Origin of the sequence: Nonomuraea gerenzanensis, from assembly GCF_020215645.1 — a bacterium.
Classification (GTDB): Bacteria; Actinomycetota; Actinomycetes; order Streptosporangiales; family Streptosporangiaceae; genus Nonomuraea; species Nonomuraea gerenzanensis.
The window spans coordinates 10,025,440-10,041,966 of the sequence record NZ_CP084058.1 but is presented as its reverse complement, the minus strand read 5'-3'; the positions used below and the strand labels follow the sequence as shown (position 1 = coordinate 10,041,966).

The 16,527-nt window shown below is 73.2% G+C and carries 13 protein-coding genes; 4 read left to right on the top strand and 9 right to left on the bottom strand.

Features of this window, described 5'->3' with window-relative positions; translation table 11 throughout:
* Positions 1-38: 38 nt before the first annotated feature.
* The 4 genes from LCN96_RS46640 to LCN96_RS46625 form a co-directional block, all read right to left on the bottom strand.
* Entirely contained in the window at positions 39-1,445 is a 1,407-nt protein-coding gene (locus LCN96_RS46640) for a protein kinase family protein (RefSeq protein ID WP_225268824.1), read from the bottom strand.
* A gap of 22 nt (positions 1,446-1,467) precedes the next feature.
* Complete coding sequence (locus tag LCN96_RS46635; protein WP_225268823.1) at positions 1,468-3,099, bottom strand: serine/threonine-protein kinase; 1,632 nt, start codon at positions 3,097-3,099, stop codon at positions 1,468-1,470.
* Between the two features lie 107 nt (positions 3,100-3,206).
* The gene (locus tag LCN96_RS46630) at positions 3,207-5,798 is read right to left on the bottom strand and encodes a serine/threonine-protein kinase (protein WP_225268822.1); all 2,592 of its coding nucleotides are present in this window, start codon (positions 5,796-5,798) and stop codon (positions 3,207-3,209) included.
* An 86-nt stretch (positions 5,799-5,884) separates the two neighbouring features.
* Positions 5,885-6,523 carry a pyridoxamine 5'-phosphate oxidase family protein gene (locus tag LCN96_RS46625; RefSeq protein ID WP_225268821.1) on the bottom strand — a complete coding sequence of 213 codons (639 nt, stop codon included), beginning with the start codon at positions 6,521-6,523 and terminating at the stop codon, positions 5,885-5,887.
* Positions 6,524-6,594: 71 nt separating this feature from the next.
* Between LCN96_RS46625 and pdxR the strand changes: the two genes are divergently transcribed.
* Positions 6,595-8,025 carry a MocR-like pyridoxine biosynthesis transcription factor PdxR gene (gene pdxR / locus LCN96_RS46620; protein ID WP_225268820.1) on the top strand — a complete coding sequence of 477 codons (1,431 nt, stop codon included), beginning with the start codon at positions 6,595-6,597 and terminating at the stop codon, positions 8,023-8,025.
* Here pdxR and LCN96_RS46615 read toward each other — a convergent pair.
* Complete coding sequence (locus tag LCN96_RS46615) at positions 7,961-9,085, bottom strand: DegT/DnrJ/EryC1/StrS family aminotransferase (RefSeq protein WP_225268819.1); 1,125 nt, start codon at positions 9,083-9,085, stop codon at positions 7,961-7,963. The two genes, pdxR and LCN96_RS46615, sit on opposite strands and share 65 nt — an antisense overlap.
* Positions 9,082-10,164 carry a GNAT family N-acetyltransferase gene (locus tag LCN96_RS46610; RefSeq protein ID WP_225268818.1) on the bottom strand — a complete coding sequence of 361 codons (1,083 nt, stop codon included), beginning with the start codon at positions 10,162-10,164 and terminating at the stop codon, positions 9,082-9,084. The genes LCN96_RS46615 and LCN96_RS46610 overlap by 4 nt, the downstream gene beginning before the upstream one ends.
* A 155-nt stretch (positions 10,165-10,319) precedes the next feature.
* Here LCN96_RS46610 and LCN96_RS46605 point away from each other — a divergent pair, with 155 nt between their 5' ends.
* From LCN96_RS46605 to LCN96_RS46595, 3 genes are all read left to right on the top strand, one after another.
* Positions 10,320-11,345 (top strand): phosphotransferase family protein, encoded by a 1,026-nt coding sequence (locus LCN96_RS46605; protein WP_225268817.1) that lies wholly within the window; start codon positions 10,320-10,322, stop codon positions 11,343-11,345.
* Positions 11,346-11,388: 43 nt separating this feature from the next.
* Positions 11,389-12,141 (top strand): SDR family oxidoreductase, encoded by a 753-nt coding sequence (locus tag LCN96_RS46600; protein ID WP_225268816.1) that lies wholly within the window; start codon positions 11,389-11,391, stop codon positions 12,139-12,141.
* 211 nt (positions 12,142-12,352) lie between these two features.
* Positions 12,353-13,663, top strand: coding sequence for a GH39 family glycosyl hydrolase (locus LCN96_RS46595; RefSeq protein WP_225268815.1), 1,311 nt, complete (start codon positions 12,353-12,355; stop codon positions 13,661-13,663).
* Here the strand turns inward: LCN96_RS46595 and LCN96_RS46590 are convergent.
* The 3 genes from LCN96_RS46590 to LCN96_RS46580 form a co-directional block, all read right to left on the bottom strand.
* Positions 13,635-14,909 carry an acyltransferase family protein gene (locus tag LCN96_RS46590; RefSeq protein WP_225268814.1) on the bottom strand — a complete coding sequence of 425 codons (1,275 nt, stop codon included), beginning with the start codon at positions 14,907-14,909 and terminating at the stop codon, positions 13,635-13,637. The genes LCN96_RS46595 and LCN96_RS46590 overlap by 29 nt on opposite strands.
* Entirely contained in the window at positions 14,902-15,813 is a 912-nt protein-coding gene (locus LCN96_RS46585) for an alpha/beta hydrolase (protein WP_225268813.1), read from the bottom strand. The genes LCN96_RS46590 and LCN96_RS46585 overlap by 8 nt, the downstream gene beginning before the upstream one ends.
* Positions 15,814-15,887: 74 nt before the next feature.
* A complete protein-coding gene (locus tag LCN96_RS46580; RefSeq protein WP_225268812.1) occupies positions 15,888-16,526 on the bottom strand; it encodes a GNAT family N-acetyltransferase in 639 nt (212 codons plus the stop codon).
* Position 16,527: the final 1 nt, after the last annotated feature.

The following is a 16,527-nucleotide window of genomic DNA, read 5'->3' as shown; positions in this document are numbered from 1 at the left end:
AGTAAGAACCGCTTTGAGATGCATTGGCGGGCGAGCGATCAACACTTGTACGTGAAGCTCGCTTTGTCGGTGAGCACCGGCCCCGGGGCGAGGACGCGCAGCGTGGCGGTGGCCTTGACGCTGCTCCTGCCCTGCAAGGTCCACCTCAGGGGCACGGTGTAGGAGGTCTGGTCGGCCTTGGTGCGCAGCGTTCCCTTGACGATCTCCTTGTCGAGGTTCTTACGCCATTCATAGGTGATCTCGCCGGGCGCCCCGTTCGTCACGACGGTCGCGGTGACCATGACGGCGCTGCCGCAGCCCTGCGTCTTCTTCGGCGCCACCACGTTGATCGACTTCACCGCCAGCTCCGGCGCGTTCCCCAGCCTGAACCAGGCCAGGATCGCCCCCGCCATGATCACCGCGAACACGGCCGCGGACAGGATCGTGCGCCGCCGCCGCGCCCGCGACGCCCTGGCCGCCTGCCCGCCGCCGCGGTGCACGGTGGCCGCCTCGCCGCGCCCCTCCCGCCAGATCCGCTGGGCCGGCGTCTCGGCCTGCTGCGGCTGCGTGCTCACCCCCGGCCCGAACTGGACGGGCCCCGCAGGGGGCTCCTGAGGCTGCGTGCCGATCCCGGAGCGGACGGGCCCCGCGGACGGCCCCGGCACGCGCAGGAGCGTGACGATGTCGCCCTCGTCCTGCGGCGTCGGGACGGGCGGCCGGGCGTACGACGGAGCCTGCGCGAACGCCGACCGCCCGCGTGCCGCCCGCGCCAGGCCGTCCCTGCTGATCCTGCCGCCCGGCAGCCGCCCGCGCTCGTTGACCAGCAGGTCGCGCGCGGTGCCCAGGCCCAGGGTCTGGGCGGTGGCCGCGACGCGTTCGAACAGCTCGGCCGACTCGGGCACGTCGCGCCCGAAGGAGGCGGCCAGGCCGCGGGCCAGCGAGGCCCAGCCCGCCGCGTCCCGCTCGCGCTGCGAGACCTGGGCGCGGATGGCGTCGGACAGCCCGCGCTCCGACAGCAGCGAGACGCCCTCCGCGGTGATCACCACCGTGCCCGGGTGCACAGAGCCGTGCGTGGTTCCGGCGGCGTGCAGCGCGAGGAGCGTCTGGGCGGTCTCCACCAGCAGGGACGCCGCCCCGTTCGGATCGATGGGCCCGGCGGCGAGCAGGTCGGCCAGCGTGGGGCTGACGGCCTGCGCGGTCAGCAGCCACACCTGGTCGCCGGCCGCGACCACGTCGGCCACGGGGATCAGCCCGGTCAGCCCCGCCAGCACGAGCCGCTGGTCGGTCATGACCGCCTGGACGACGCGCTCGCGCACGCCGGGCAGGCCGATGAGCTTGGGGTCGAACAGCAGGGCGCCGGCTCTGCGCCCGTCGGGTGAGATGGCGTCGATCCAGTTGCCGAGCTCGGTCATCCAGGTGTGCTCCGTGAGCCGGAACCCGGCGATACCGTTTCCAGGGTTGTCCATCGCCGTTGCCCCCCGGCCGCGTCTAGCGCTTCCTTCTGTGGCGTCCCGCCATCCGGCGCCTCACCGCAAGTGTGACCGGTAGTGCGCCCGTAGTCACCAGGCCGAGCGCGAGCAGTGCGCCGGCGGCGCCCCTTCGCGGATCCTCCGGCGTGACCGTGGGCTCCTGGCCGCCACCGCCCGGCTCCCCGGTGTCGTCGTTCGTCGGGGTCGTCGTGACCGGGGGCGAGGAGTTCGTCGGGGTCGAGGTGACCGGGACCGGGGTGGGGGTCGCGCTCGCGGTGGTCGGCCTCGTGGTGGACGGCGCCGGGTCACCCGCCTCGCCGCTCATCGGCGGGTCGGGGCTCGGGGTCGGCGTGGGAGTGCGGCTGGGGGTGGGCTTCCTGGTCTTGGCCGGCGTCTTCACCGGCGTGGGGGTGGCCGTCTTGGTCGGCTTGACGGTGGTGGTCGGCTGGACGACCGGGGGCGCGGCGGTGTCCGTGTCCGCCGGGGTGGCCTCGGGAGTGGTCTCCTCGGGGGTGGGCTCGGCGGTCTCCTCCGGCGTCGTCTCCACGGGCTCGGGCGTGGCGGCCTCGGTGGTGACCGGCGTGACCGTGCTGGTCTGCGCCTGCAGCACCGGCTCGGCCGACCCGGAGCTCAGGATGACCACCACCGCGGCGACCAGCACGCCGGCGCCCACCGCGCCCATGGCGATCTTGGCGGGCAGCTTGCTCAGGAACCGCGTGGGCTCGGTGAAGCGGGTCTCGGCGAGCGAGGTCCGCGTCTCGGCCGGCTCGTCCAGCACGCTGGGGAACAGCAGCACCAGCAGGCCCGCCAGGGCGGCCAGGCGGCGCCGGCCGCGCTCCTCCCAGTCCGGGCCGTACGCCTCGGCGGCCACGGCCTCCAGCTCGGTCAGGAACGCCTCCGCCGAGGGCGGGCGCTCCGCCGCGTCCTTGGCCAGGCCGCGCTCGACCAGCCCCTGCAGCGGCCCGGGAACCTCCTCGACCGGTGGCGGCGCGCTCTGGTGCTGGCGGGCCAGCGCCGCCATGTTGGGCGCGCGGAAGGGACGCATGCCGGTCAGGCACTCGAAGAACACGACGGTGGCCGCGTACACGTCGGTCGCGGGCCCGGCCGGCGCGCCCGACCACTGCTCGGGCGCCATGTACGGCGGCGTGCCCGCGGCGCCGGCGTCCTCGCCGACCCGGACGGCGATGCCGAAGTCCACGAGCTTGCTGGTGCCGTCACCGCGCACCATGACGTTCTCGGGCTTGAAGTCGCGGTGCACGACGCCGATCGCGTGCGCGGAGGCCAGGCCGAGCAGCGAGCCCTTGAGCACGGTCAGCGCCGCCTCGGGCCCGGTGGGCCCTTCGGACCTGAGGAGCTCGCGCAGCGAGACGCCGTTGACCAGCTCCATCACGATGGCCGCGCCCTGCCCGGCCTCGACGTAGTCGATCAGTCTCGCGTGGTACTGGCTCTGCAGCGTGGCCAATAAGCGGGCCTCGTGCCGGAACCTGGCGACGAACCCGACGTCGGATCTCAGCTCGTCGCTGAGGTACTTGATGGCGACTTCCGCGCCGTCGTAGTCGCGCGTGGCCAGGACCACCCGGCCGGCCGCGCCGGAGCCTAGCTCACGCACCTCGGTGTAGCCGGGGACCCCCCATGGCCCATCACCGTACATAACGGACTCCTCTGGAGTTCTGTGGGCCCCCACCCTCATCAAACGGTCCGTAGCTTAACCAGAGTCAACCGCTTTCCCGCTACCGATATACGACAACTGGATAAATATCACTCAACGGTGTCCGGGGACTCGGGGTCCGGCTCCTTGGTCGCCTCTTGCGTCGGCTCCTTGGTCGGCTCCTTGGTCGGTTCCTTCGTGGGCTCCTTCGTGGGTTCCTTGGTGGGCTCTTCCTCGGGGCACTTCGGCGTGGTGCCGCTGCGGGTGGCGGTGCCGTTCGCCGCCGCCGGCACCGTGGAGGCCGTCACCGACCAGCTCGTGCCGCAGGGCAGCCGCGTCTCGTAGCCGAGGACCCGGCGGTAGGAGGTGTCGCCCGACAGGGTGACCGTCTGGCTGTCCGTGGACTCGCCGGCTCTGAACCTGACCGTCAGCCGTACGGGCTGGGTGTTGCCCGCGGTGACGCTGACGGGCGCGCTGAGCCCGCCCTTGGTGGTGACCTCGCCGATCGAGACCTGCCGCACGCGCGGCGGGCAGGGGACGGAGACACGCGCGCTGTCGGTCCTGCCGCCCGCGCTCACCTGCACCGACAGTGTCGAGCCGCAGGGCCGCGACCGGAAGACGTGCCGGAAGACGTCGTTGTACGAGGTGCGCCCCGACCAGGTCGCGGATCGGGTGGCCACCGGGTCGCCGTCGACGGCGAACCGGGCGCTGACCGGGATCTCGCCGGTGCCGCCGGCCGTGAGCCGGACCCGCGCGGTGGCGGCTCGGGCGGGGGCGGCGGGCAGGCTGAGCGTGACGTTCAGCGCGGTCACCTCGGTCGGGCAGGCCGGCAGGGTCCTGGAGGCCGAGCGGGGGCCGCCGGCGGGCGCGGGGGAGGTGGTGACGGTCAGGGTGACCGTCTTGCCGCACGCGCGCTCGCCCAGCGACCAGGTCAGCCGCTCGGTGTAGGTGCCCGCGCCGCTGAGCGGGACGCGCTCGGTGCGGCCCTCCTCGCCGGGTGCCGTCCAGGTCGCGATGGCGGTGACGGCGCCGGTGCCGCTGGTGCGCAGGCCGATGGTGCTGGCCGCCACGCCGTTCTCGCCGATCGTGATGTCGCCCACGGTCACCGCGAGCACCGAGGTGACCGGCGCCGGCTTCTCGGTGGTCGGCGTCGTCGGTGGGGTGGTGGGCGGAGTGGTGGGTGGCGTCGTCGGCGGGGTGGTGGGCGGCGTGGTGGGAGGTGTCGTCGGTGGGGTGGTGGGCGGCGTGGTCGGCGGCGTCGTCGGCGGGGTGGTGGGCGGAGTCGTGGGTGGTGTGGTGGTCGGGGTGGTGGGTGGTGTGGTGGTCGGGGTCGTCGGCGGAGTGGTCGGCGGGGTCGTCGGTGGGGTGGTGGGCGCGCCGGTGGTCGGCTGGTTCGTCGCGGGCCGGGTGGTCGCGTCCGGCGGCTCGGGCCGTGAGTCGGGCGGGCCGTCGTCGGGCGGGCCGTCGTCGGGCGGGTCCGCCTCCGGCGACGTCTGCGGGACGGCCTGCGGCGTGAGGTCGGGCACGGGCTCCGACTCCGGGGGCGAGGACTCCGGCGGCGAGACGGGCGGCTGCGAGCTGGGCGTCCCGGCGACGGGCGCGGTCGCGATCCGGCTCGGCGGCACGGCCCTCGCCGCCCCGAACGGCTCCTCGGGCGGTTGCCTGTTGGCCAGGACGACCACCACCGCCACGGCCGCCGCCGCGCTCACCGCGCCGCCCATCCACAGCCGCCGCGAGTTCGCCTGCACCATGCGCCGCGCGCTCTCCCCGGTGCTGCCGCGCAGGCGGTCGAACACGGTCCTGGCCAGCGACGTGGCAGCCTCGGGCGGCGCCGTCGCGGGCATCGGCCACAACAGGGCCAGCAGGGCGACCAGCGCGGCCAGCCGCCGCCTGCCCCGCTCCTCCCAGTCCTCGCCGTACGCCGCCACCGCCACGGCCTCCAGCTCGGCCACGAACGTCAGCGCGCCGTCGGGCCGCCGCTCCGGCTCCTTGGCCAGCCCGCGCCGCACCAGGTCCCGTACGGGCTCCGGCGCGTCGTGGAACGGCACCGGGGCATGCACGTGCTGGTAGCCCAGGACGCTGGGCTCGGTGGACCGGTACGGCCGGTGCCCGGTCAGGCATTCGAAGAAGACGGCGGTGGCCGCGTACACGTCGGTGGCGGGCGAGGCGGGGCGGCCATCCCACAGCTCCGGCGCCATGTACGCGGGCGTGCCCTCGGGCTGGGCGGCGGTGCCCTGGCGGACCGCGATGCCGAAGTCGACGAGCTTGCTGTCACCGTCGTCGCGGACGAGCACGTTCTCCGGCTTGTAGTCCTTGTGCACCAGGCCCATGGCGTGCGCCCTGGCGAGGCCGAGCAGTGAGCCCTTCAGCACGACGAGCGCGGCCTCGGGCTCGGTCGTGCCGCTCTCGCGTAACAGCGCGCGCAGGGAGACGCCGTTGACCAGCTCCATCACGATGGCGGCGCCGCCGTCGTCCTGGATGTACTCCCACATCGTGGCGATGTGCGGGTCGCGCAGCGTGGTCAGCAGCCTGGCCTCCGACTGGAACCTGGCCAGGGCGGAGGCATCCCGCAACAGCTCCTGGGACAGGTACTTGATCGCGACCCTGACGCCGGTCTCGTCGTGCACGGCGAGCACGACGCGTCCGCTCGCGCCCGCCCCGAGCTGCTTGATCTCTGTATAACCGGGAGCGCTCCACTCCATTTTGCCTCTCCCATCAGGAGCCGGCCCACCTGATGAGACGTGCGATCATGAGCTCAGGTTTTCCAGGTGGTTCCGGAAATATGGAACTACTCCCGATGGAGGATGTGAACCGGTGCCTCGATACCTTCTGGGAGCACCGAATCGGGTTCGGGTGCGCCCCACGACGTGACCAGGGGCAGCACCCCGGCCCACACCGGCAGGTCGTAGTCCTCCTCCTCGTCCACCGGCCCGCCGCGCCTGATCTTGACCGACGCCTCCTCCAGCGACAGCGCCAGCACGGCCGTGGCGGCCAGCTCCTTGCGCGACGGCCGGCGCACGTAGTCCCACTGGCCGGGGGCGAGCTGCTCGGCCAGGGCGCGCAGCCCCTGCTCGCGCTCGTCGTCGTCCGTCACCAGGCGGGCCCTGCCGTAGATCATCGCCGAGCGGTAGTTGACGGAGTGGTGGAAGATCGAGCGGGCCAGCACGATGCCGTCCAGGTGCGTGACCGTCACGCAGACGTCGGTCTCCGAGCCGGTGCGCAGCGAGCGGGCGCCGGTGGAGCCGTGCAGGTAGAGGGTGTCGCCGAGGCGCCCGTAGCCGGTGGGCACGACCATGGGGTGGCCGTTCACGACCACGCCCAGATGGCAGATCAGGCCGGTGTCGAGCACCTCGTACAGGTCGTCCCTGTCGGTGCTGCCGCGTTCCTTGGAGCGGCCCAGGGTGGTGCGTGGTGTGGTGGAGAGCATGATTCGACGGTAACGACGAAGTGGACCTATCCTGTAGGGCCACTACCAGCACCTTTCAAGAGACCACTTTTATGCGTTCCCATGTTGACCTGCCGGTCTCCCTCTCGCGCGACTCGGCTGAACCTCTCACCGCGCAGCTCGTCGGGTGGCTGCGCGGCGCCATGCTCGACGGCACGATGGCCTCCGGCGAGCGGCTGCCGTCCACGCGGGCCCTGGCCGCCCAGCTCGGGGTGAGCAGGACGGTGGTGACGGAGGCGTACCAGCAGCTCTACGCCGAGGGCTGGCTGGACGGGCGGCACGGCTCCGGCACGTTCGTGGCCGACATGGGGGCCCACATGGAGCACGCGCCGCGGCCACCGGCGCAGAGCGCGTACGTGCCCGCGCCGCCGCCCCCCACCGGCCTGATCGACCTCACGAGCGGCGCCCCCTGGGTACGCGACTACGACGAGGCCGCGTGGAAGCGGGCCTGGCGCAGGGCCGCCGACCTGCCGCCCGGCGACGCCCCTGACATGTACGGCCTGCCGCGCCTGCGCGAGCTGCTCGCCGACCACCTCAGGCGCGCCAGAGGCATGGCCGTCGGCCCGGAGAACATCCTGGTCACCCGAGGCACCGGCAACGGGCTCGACCTGTGCGCGCTGGCCCTGCTCGGCCCAGGGGCCAGGGCGGGGGTGGAGGACCCGGGCTACCGGGTGGCACGCGCGGTGTTCGCGGCCAGGGGCGCCGAGGTGGTGCCGTGCCCGGTGGACGAGGACGGCGTGATCGTCGACGACCTGCCCGCCGGCCTGCGTGTGCTCTACACCACGCCCGCCCACCAGTTCCCGCTGGGCGGCCGGCTGCCGATCCCGCGCAGGGAGCGGCTGCTGGCCTGGGCGCGCGGCACGGGCGCGACGATCGTGGAGGACGACTACGACGCCGAGTTCCGCTACGACGTCGCCCCGCTGCCCGCGCTCTACGGCCTCGACCCGTCCAGGGTGGTGCTGCTCGGCACGCTGTCCAAGATCCTGGCCCCCGACGTGGGCGTGGGCTGGCTGGTGGGCGAGCCGGAGCTGGTCAGCAGGATCGCCGGCCTGCGCTGGGCGCTGGCCGACCGCACCAGCGGCCCCGTCCAGCAGGCCGTGGCCACCCTGCTGGAGCGCGGCGACCTCGACCGGCACCTGCGCAGGATGCGCCTGGAGTACGCGCGCCGCCGCGCCGCCGTCGTCGAGCTGCTCGGCCCCGCCTGCCGCCTGCGCGGCGACACGGCCGGGCTGCACGTCCTGGCCGAGCTGCCCGCGCCGCTGGTGCCCGGCGTGGTCGAGCGGGCCAGACGGCGCGGGGTGCTGCTCGACTCGACCGAGCACCACCACCACGGCCGCACCCGGCTGCACGGCCTGGTGATCGGGTACGGCTCCGCCTCGCTCCCCGACGTGCGCCGGGGCTGCGAGATCGTGGCCGAGCTCATCCGTGAGGCCCGGCGGCAGGGGGCTCCAGCCGGCGCAGCACGGGCAGCGAGCGGGCGGTGAACATGGGGTCCACCGGCAGCACGTGCCCGGCCCACCAGCGGGCCGGGGCCGGGTCGGCGCAGTGCTCGGTGAAGCCGGGGGCGTAGTCGTCGTAGGCGGGGTCGTACAGGTAACCGGTGGACACCCCGTGCCGCTCCAGCTCCTCGATGGCCGCGTCCCTGTCGCGGACCAGCAGCGGCACCCGGAACAGCGGCCGTGACAGGTCGTCGAGCACGGCGGGCGCGACCGTGGGCAGCTCGGCCAGACGCTGCACGCCGGCCAGCCGGCGCGCCCGGTCGCGGGGCACCCTGGCCACCCGCCGCGCCTGGTACCAGCGGACCAGCCGGCCTCGGTGGGCGCGGTAGTGGTGCAGGTCGGCGCGTACCCAGGGGTCGAAGGGCGGCAGCGCGGGCACCTGCTTGAGCGCCAGCTCCAGCTCGTCCGGGTGCACCGCGATGCGGTACCCCTCGCGGGGCTCCTCCATGCCCAGGCGGCGCATGAGCCGGAGCGCGGGGCGGACGAGGTCGAGCTTGAGCGCGGCCTGGCGGGCCATGGAGGTGGCCACGCTCCACACGTCGGCGCGCAGGGAGCCGCGGGTCAGCAGCTCGTCGCGGGCGCGGGTCAGGGCGCGCAGGTCCGACTCGTCCTCGACGGCGAGCACGCCGCCTGAGCCCGCGCCCGGGTGCTTGGACAGGCTGAAGACCGACGCGTGCCCGAACGTGCCGAGCGGCCGGCCGTCGAGGTCGCTCTCCATGGCGTGCGCCACGTCCTCGATGAGGATCTTGCCGGCGAAGGCGGGGGCGTCGTCGGGCAGGCCGTACAGGTTGGTGGTCAGCACCGCGTCCACCGTGTCGAGGTCCACGCGGGAGACGTCGATGTTGCCGTCGCGCGGTGACAGCGGCGCGATCACGGGGTGCAGCCCGGCCGCGAGCACGAGGAAGAGGATCTCGTCGGCGGAGATGGGGGACATCAGCAGCCGCTGCCCGGGCAGGCACCAGTGGCGCAAGGCGAGATAGAGCCCCAGCCGGTTGGACGGTAGCGACAGGCAGTGACGGCCCGTTCGCTCTGCGATGTGTTTCACCGTTGTAGGACGGTACGCAGTCTTCCGTACGTTTTCAAGGTTTTGTCGGCCGTTTTGAGCAGCAGCGGATGCCCCATGACCGTGGCGCGCGTCTTGCGCACCGGCACCCGCATCACCCAGTGCACGCCCGCCGCCGGGCCCAGCCGCGCCACGCGGCCCTCGGCCACCTCCAGCTCGCCGTTCTTCAGCTTGTCCTTGTACTCCTTCTGGCCGCGCCCCATGTCGATGACCTCGATGCCGGACGCGGCGGCCCGCTCGGCCATCGCCAGGTGGTGGATGAGGCCGGGGGAGTACTTGGCGAAGTGGGTGTCGTAGGCGGGGAACCAGCCGGCCAGCGTGGTGCGGGTGCGCAGCCCGAAGTGCCCGGCCATCGGCCGGTTGTCCACGTACACCATGTCGAGCACCCCGGCGAAGCTGTCGGACTGGGTGGCCAGCAGCCGCTCCACCAGCTCCACGATCCACGGGTGCGCGAACCGGTCGGCGCGGCCGGTGCGGCGGTACTGGTCGGTCTTCCAGCTCAGCAGCGTGCGCAGGGGCTCCAGGCCGGTGGTGGCGTAGTCGTGCCGCAGCGGGCCTGCCTCGCGCTGCAGCTTGCGCGACTTGGCCAGGGTGGTCTTGTACGTCTTGCCAGAGTGCTTGCGAAGTGACTCCGTGTAGTTGTCCCAGCCGGCACGAAGGTCGATGATCGGTGACGGGTGCCGCTCGTGGCGGGCGGCGAGCAGCGGCTGCCCGGAGACGAGGTGGTCGAACTCGTACACCGCCAGCCCGCACGCCTTCAGCAGCCACAGCGGGTCGATTCGGGCGTCCTTGACGTGCACGAGCCCCTGCGCGTCGGTCAGCCCGGCGGCGACAGGTTTGCCGATGCCGAGAGGATGTCGCTCGAACGGGAAGAACCCCACGATCTCCGGACCGTCATGGATGACGGCGACACGTACGACATCTCGGAGTTCGCCCACCGTAAGGGTGAATTCTGGCGACAGGAAGGGATTGTCGAAGGCGGTGTCCGCTTCTTGCAGGTCACGCCAGCGGCTCACTTCGGATTCGCCCAGGTCGCGGGGCTGGGCAAGGGTGACGTGCATGGGCTCCTACTGTCAGCACACACTCTCTGGGCAAGCTGAGGGCCAGGGTGTACTGCCAGATTAAAGGATCTCGCCGGATGCCAAAGCCGCAGGTCCGGAACGTTACAGAACTCCCAGTATGTCTTCAGGACCGAGTGACGTTCTAATGTGTCCCCATGACCGTACCTGGCATCGACCACCCCCAGCTGGTCGCCTGGATGGGCCGGAACGTGCCCGACGCCGGCGAGCCCCTGTCCGTCTCGCTGATCTCCGGCGGCCGGTCGAACCTGACCTATCTGGTCGAGGCCGGGGAGCGCCGGCTGGTGCTGCGCAGGCCGCCCCTGGGCCATGTCCTGCCCACCGCCCACGACATGCGGCGCGAGTGGCGGGTCATCTCGGCGCTCGCGCCGACGCCCGTGCCGGTGCCCGAGCCCGTCGCGTTCTGTGACGACGAGGACGTGATCGGGGCGCCGTTCTACCTCATGGGGTACGTCGAGGGGGAGGCCGTACGCAGCCGCGAGCAGCTCGGCGACCGGACGCCCGAGCAGACGCGGCGGCTGTCGGAGCGGCTGGCCGAGGTGCTGGCCGGCATCCACGCGGTGGACTACCGCGAGGTGGGGCTGGGCGACTTCGGGCGGCCGGAGGGATACCTGGCCAGGCAGCTCGACCGGTGGTGCCAGCAGTGGGAGCGGTCGAAGACGGCCGACCTGCCCGAGTACGACCGGCTCGTGGCGCGGCTGCGGGAGCGGCTGCCCGCCGAGGCGGCCGGCACGCTGGTGCACGGGGACTACCGGCTGGACAACACGCTGCTGCGGACCGGCGACCTGGAGATCGCGGCCGTGGTGGACTGGGAGATGTCCACGCTCGGCGATCCGCTGGCCGACCTGGGGCTGACGCTGACGTACTGGCACGACCGCGGGGACGAGGAGCGGGCCAGGATCCCGGTGGCCGGAGACGTGACGGTGGCGCCCGGGTTCATGGACGCCGCCGAGTTCGCCGCCCACTACAGCAAGGTGTCCGGCAGGCACATCGCCGACCTCGGGTTCTACGTGGCCTTCGGCAACTTCAAGCTGGCCGTCATCGTGGAGGGTATCCACGCCCGCTTCCGTCAGGGTAAGACCGTGGGGGAGGGCTTCGACCGCATCGGCGCGGCCGTGCCCACCCTGATCTCCCGCGCGCACCGGATGCTCGACCAGCACTGAGTACCTCGACCTCGCTGCCCCTCCATCCCCCGCAAGGAGCGTCATGAGCACTGTTGCACTGATCACCGGAGCCGCGAGCGGCATCGGCGCCGCCGTGGCCCGGCGCCTGTCGACGGGCGGCGTCAAGTGCGTCCTCGTCGACATGGACGGCGAGGGGGTCGAGCGGCTGGCCAAGGAGCTGGACGGCGTGTGGCTGGCCGCCGACGTCAGCACCGAGGAGGCGTCGCTGGAGGCCGTCGCGCTGGCCGAGCAGCGGTACGGCCGGCTCGACCTGGTCCATCTCAACGCCGGCATCTCCGGCCGGGTGGACCTGGCCGACTTCGACCTCGCCCGCTACCGCAAGGTCGTCGGGGTCAACATGGACGGCGTCGTCTTCGGCGTACGGGCCACCATGCCGCTGCTCCTGCGCTCGGGCGGCGGCGCGATCGTCGTCACCTCCTCGCTGGCCGGGCTCGCCGCCTTCTCCGGAGACCCCGTCTACACGATGACCAAGCACGCCGTCGTGGGCCTGGTCAGGGCGCTGGCCGAGCCGCTGGCCGCGCAGAACGTGCGCATCGGCGCGGTCTGCCCCGGCTTCACCGACACGCCGCTGGTGGCCGACGCGCGGGAGATGTTCGTCAACGCGGGCTTCCCCCTGCTGACGGCCGAGGACGTGGCCGCCGCCGTCGAGTCCGCCTTCTACGCCGAGACCCCCGGCACGCTCCTCATCGTGCAGCCGGGCCGGCAGCCCGTCCCCTATCGCTACGCCGGGGTCCCCGGCCCGGCGGGAGGGCAGCGGCCACCGCGTCAAGATTGACCGCAAGTGGCTTGCAAGCGGGACGATTAGCGTAATAAGGGCTGGACTGCTGTCCAGCCCTTGTACGTTCGCGGACCTTGTAGGTTCGTGGAGCCCCCTAACGTCTCGCGAGGATGAGGAGCGTTCAGTGATTCCGACCGACGGCCGGCACGCGCGCCGACGATCGCCATGGCCGATCGCACTTGGAGCAGGCATTCTCGCGGTCGTACTGGTGGCGGGCATCATGGTGTACGCCGCGATGCGGACGAAGGAACGGAGCGTGTTCGTGGGCAGCGAGGTGGCCACGAAGGTGCCCACCGAGCCCGCGCCTCAGCTCTCCGAGCCGCCCGCGCTGCAGAACTGGCCGCGCTGGGGCGTCACCCACACCCAGTACAGCGCCGACAACGAGCCGCAGGACGTGGTGGAGCAGGCCAGAGGCGTGCTCGGCCGGGTCCCCATGCTGCAGAACCAGCACATCATGGGCTGGGGCGTCGGCAACCCCGAGCCCAGCCCGGGGCAGTTCAACTTCGTCGACCTCGACCGGCGGCTGACCTTCATCTCCTCCTCGCGGGGCGTGCCGGTGATCACGCTGTGCTGCGCGCCCGACTGGATGAAGGGCGGGCAGGCCGGGCGTACGGACTGGAGCAAGAACCACACGGTCGCCCCCGAGCGGGAGCACTTCGACGACTTCGCCAAGCTGGCGGCGCGGGTGGCCAAGCAGTACCCGACGGTCAAGCACTACATGGTGTGGAACGAGTTCAAGGGCTTCTGGGACCCGGCCACCAACCGGTGGGACGCCGAGGCGTACACCGAGATGTACAACAAGGTCTACACGGCGTTGAAGAAGGTCGACAAGGAGATCCAGGTCGGCGGCCCGTACGTGTCGATCGGCAGCAACATGCGCAACCAGGGCCCGCCCTCCGAGCTGAGCGGCCCGTGGGGCACGGTCGACCAGCGGGCGCTGGACGCGGTCAAGTACTGGATCGAGCACAAGAAGGGCGCCGACTTCGTCGTCGTGGACGGCGCCTCGATGACCAACGACAAGGGGAACGTTCCCGACGACTTCACCGCCCTGAGCAAGTTCAGCGCGATCACCACGTGGTTGCGTGAGGAGAGCGACGACCTGCCGGTGTGGTGGGCCGAGTGGTACGTCGAGCCCGAGAACTCGCAGTGGAGCGAGGAGAAGCGCACGGCCGTGCAGGCGGCGGCGCTCATGGAGTTCGCCAGGAGCGGGGTCACCACCGCCCTCTACTGGAACCCGCAGTTGAAGCAGGAGGGCGATTGCGCCGGGTGCCTGTGGTCGCCCAAGGTGGGCGGCGAGCTGCCCATGGCGGGGTTGCTGTCCGGGTTCACCAAGTGGTTCCCCGCCGGGGTGCAGGTGCAGGAGGTGCAGACCTCCGATCCGAAGGTGAAGGTGCTGGGGCAGGCCAGCCAGGTCGTGATGGTGAACACCTCCGACGAGGAGGTCAGCGCGACCGTCGACGGGCGGCAGGTCACGCTGCGGCCCTACGAGATCAAGTGGTCGGGGCGCGGGGGCACGTGAGGTCGTGAGCCGCGGCTCCGGCGTCCGGGGCCGCGGCTCCGTCGTCGGGGGCCGCGGCCAGGCGCGCGTCGGCGCGGTCCGGGCGCTCGTAGCCGCGGAAGGCCGCGCAGCAGGCGGCGAGCGCGACGCAGAACAGGGGCAACCAGGCCAGCCTGGCCGTCACCCAGCCGGCCGAGTCGGGGACGGTGTGCAGGCCGGGCAGGGCCTGGCCGGCGAACAGGCCGAGGGCGGTGACGGCGATCATGGCGGTCTGGTGCCAGAGGAAGATCGTGATCGCGGAGAGATTCGCCGGCGCGACGGCGGCCCAGGCGAGCGGCCGGCGCAGCGCCCGGCGCAGGGGGCCGAGCAGGAGCACGGCCGCTCCGCACTGGGCCAGGCCGAAGGTGACGGCGGCGAGGGTGGGCGGGTCGAGGTTCGAGACCTCCGCGCCCGGCACGCCCACCATGGCCGCCGGATAACCCGCCCACAGGACGAGCCCGGCGGTGGCGGCCCCGCCCCCGAGCAGCAGCGCCCACCCGGCCCGGCGTCCCGGCAGGCCGCCCTCCCCGCCCCGGCCCGGCGGCCCGCCCCCTCCGGCCCTGCCCGGCGGCCCGCCCTCCTCGCTCCGGCCAGGGAGACCGCCCCCGCGTCCCCATGACGCACCCAGGCTGTAGGGCACCAGCCAGCCCGCCACCACGTTCACCCAGCCGAGCCAGGCGGGCCCGTCCAGCCCGTACCGGACGAGATCCACCAGCGCGACGACGGCGAGCGGCCAGGCCGGGTGCAGCCTGGCGGCCAGCGGGGTCGCCGCCGTCAGCACGGCGAAGACCAGCAGGAACCACAGCGGCGACCACACCAGCCTGGCCAGCGCGCCCACGGTCTCCGTCCGGACCCCGGCGGCCAGCATCGCGACCGCGATCACCACCCACACCAGCACCACGGCGGCGACCGGCCGGAACAGCCGCGCCATCCGCCGCCCGAGCCACACCCGGTAGGCGAGCCGGGCACCCGCACGGCTCCGGGCCGCCACCATCCCGCCCACCAGGAAGAACACCGCCAGCGTCTGGAACAGCCAGGACACGGGCGCCAGCTCCGGCATGGACCGCAACGGGCTCGCGGCCCGCACGGCGCCGCTGTCCACCACCAGCGCCGTCACCAGCCAGTGCCCCGCCACCACCCCGAGGATGGCCACCGCCCGCAGCCCGTCCACCCCGCGATCACGCCCCGCCGGCGTCGCCGCCTCCACCCGTGCGACCAGCTCACGCACCGGGATCCACCCCCGACACGACGGCGGCGACGGCGCGCAGGAACGGGGACCCCGGCCGCAGGTAGTCGCTGTGCCCTCCGTCTCCGGCCGCGAGGACGCGCGCCCCGGACGACGGCGAGACGGGATCCACCCCGAGCCCCAGCCCGAGGAACGGCAGCCGCACATGGGGCACGTGCGCGATCCAGTCCCCGGCCGCACGGGCGGCCCACACGGGCGCGGACGTGCGCAGCGGCCCGCTCGTGCCGGTGCCGGGCGCGCCGTACAGGACGATGTTCGCCACGTCCCCCAGCCCGGCCGCGGCCCGCCCGCACACGACGGCGCCGTAGGAGTGGCACAGCAGGGACACCCGGGCGGCGCCCAGCTCGCGCACGAACGCCCGCAGCCCGGGGACGGCCTCGTCGGCGCGCCCGGTGGTGAGCACGGCGGCGCCGAGGGTGCCCGGGGTGCGGTACCCGAGCCAGGCGACGACCGCGGCCCGGCCGCCCAGCTCCCGGTGCAGGGCGAGCGCGCCGGCCCGCAGCCGCCCGTACGTGTCGAGGCCGGTGTCGGAGCCGGGCACCAGCACCGCGACCCGCTCGGCCCCGGCCAGGTCGCCGAAGACCTCCGCGGCCCGCCCGCCGTCACGCCCGTCGAAGAACAGGAACCGCCGCCCCGGCTCCGCCATCGCCCGCAGCGCCGCGGCCCGGCGCGCCTGGCCGCGCTCGGCGGCCATCCGCCCGGCCGCCAGGATGCCCTGTCGGACGGCGGCGTACCGGGCCTCAGCCGGACCCCCGGACGGCCGGATCGGCGCGGGAGCCGGGACCTCAGAGCCGGACAGCGGCACCACCACGGCTGCGGCGAGCACGGCGGTGAACACCTTGCGGCGCAGGCGGACGGGGACGGTTCGGTGCAGACGGGTGAACATGCGGCGAACCTATGGATCACGCCCCGTCGTCCGCGTCCCACCCGGGAGTGGATCTGTGAGGTAGCTCTGGAGTACTACGGGGACTCCAGCCCGAAGTGCGGCAGGCACGCCTCCAGCCCGTGGATCTTCACCGGCACGGGGCAGACGAAGTCCTCGCGGCCGAGCCGCACCCGCTGCTGCGTGGCCCGGCGCCCCCGGATCGACTGGACGAGCAGCCCGTCGTCCCGGTAGCCGAGCTTGCGCGAGACCGCGAGCGAGGCCGGGTTGTCCAGGAAGGCGCTGGAGACGGCCGACAGGGCGCCCAGCCCGGCGAAGGCCAGGTGCAGGACGGCGGCGCGCATCTCCGTGCCGAGCCCCTCGCCCTGGTGGGCGCGGCCCAGCCACGAGCCGGTGTGCGCCTCGCGGGTGACCGCGAAGTCCACCCCCTTGAGCTCCTGGACGCCGACCACCCGGCCCTCGTGGACGACGACGAAGTTGCAGGCCCACGCCTCCGGCCGCCACCGGGACATGACCCCGAGGTGGTAGAGCACGACGGCGGACGGCAATTCGGCGGCGGGCGCGTCGGTCCACGGCACGCCGAACGGCATCCGGCCGGGGTCGTGCACCCCCTCCACGGCCCGGTCGGCCAGCTCGTCGAGGTCGTCCAGGGTGGGCATCCGCAGCGTGAGGCGGGGCGTGGTCAGTCTCAGCTCATGTACCGGCCAGTTACGCATA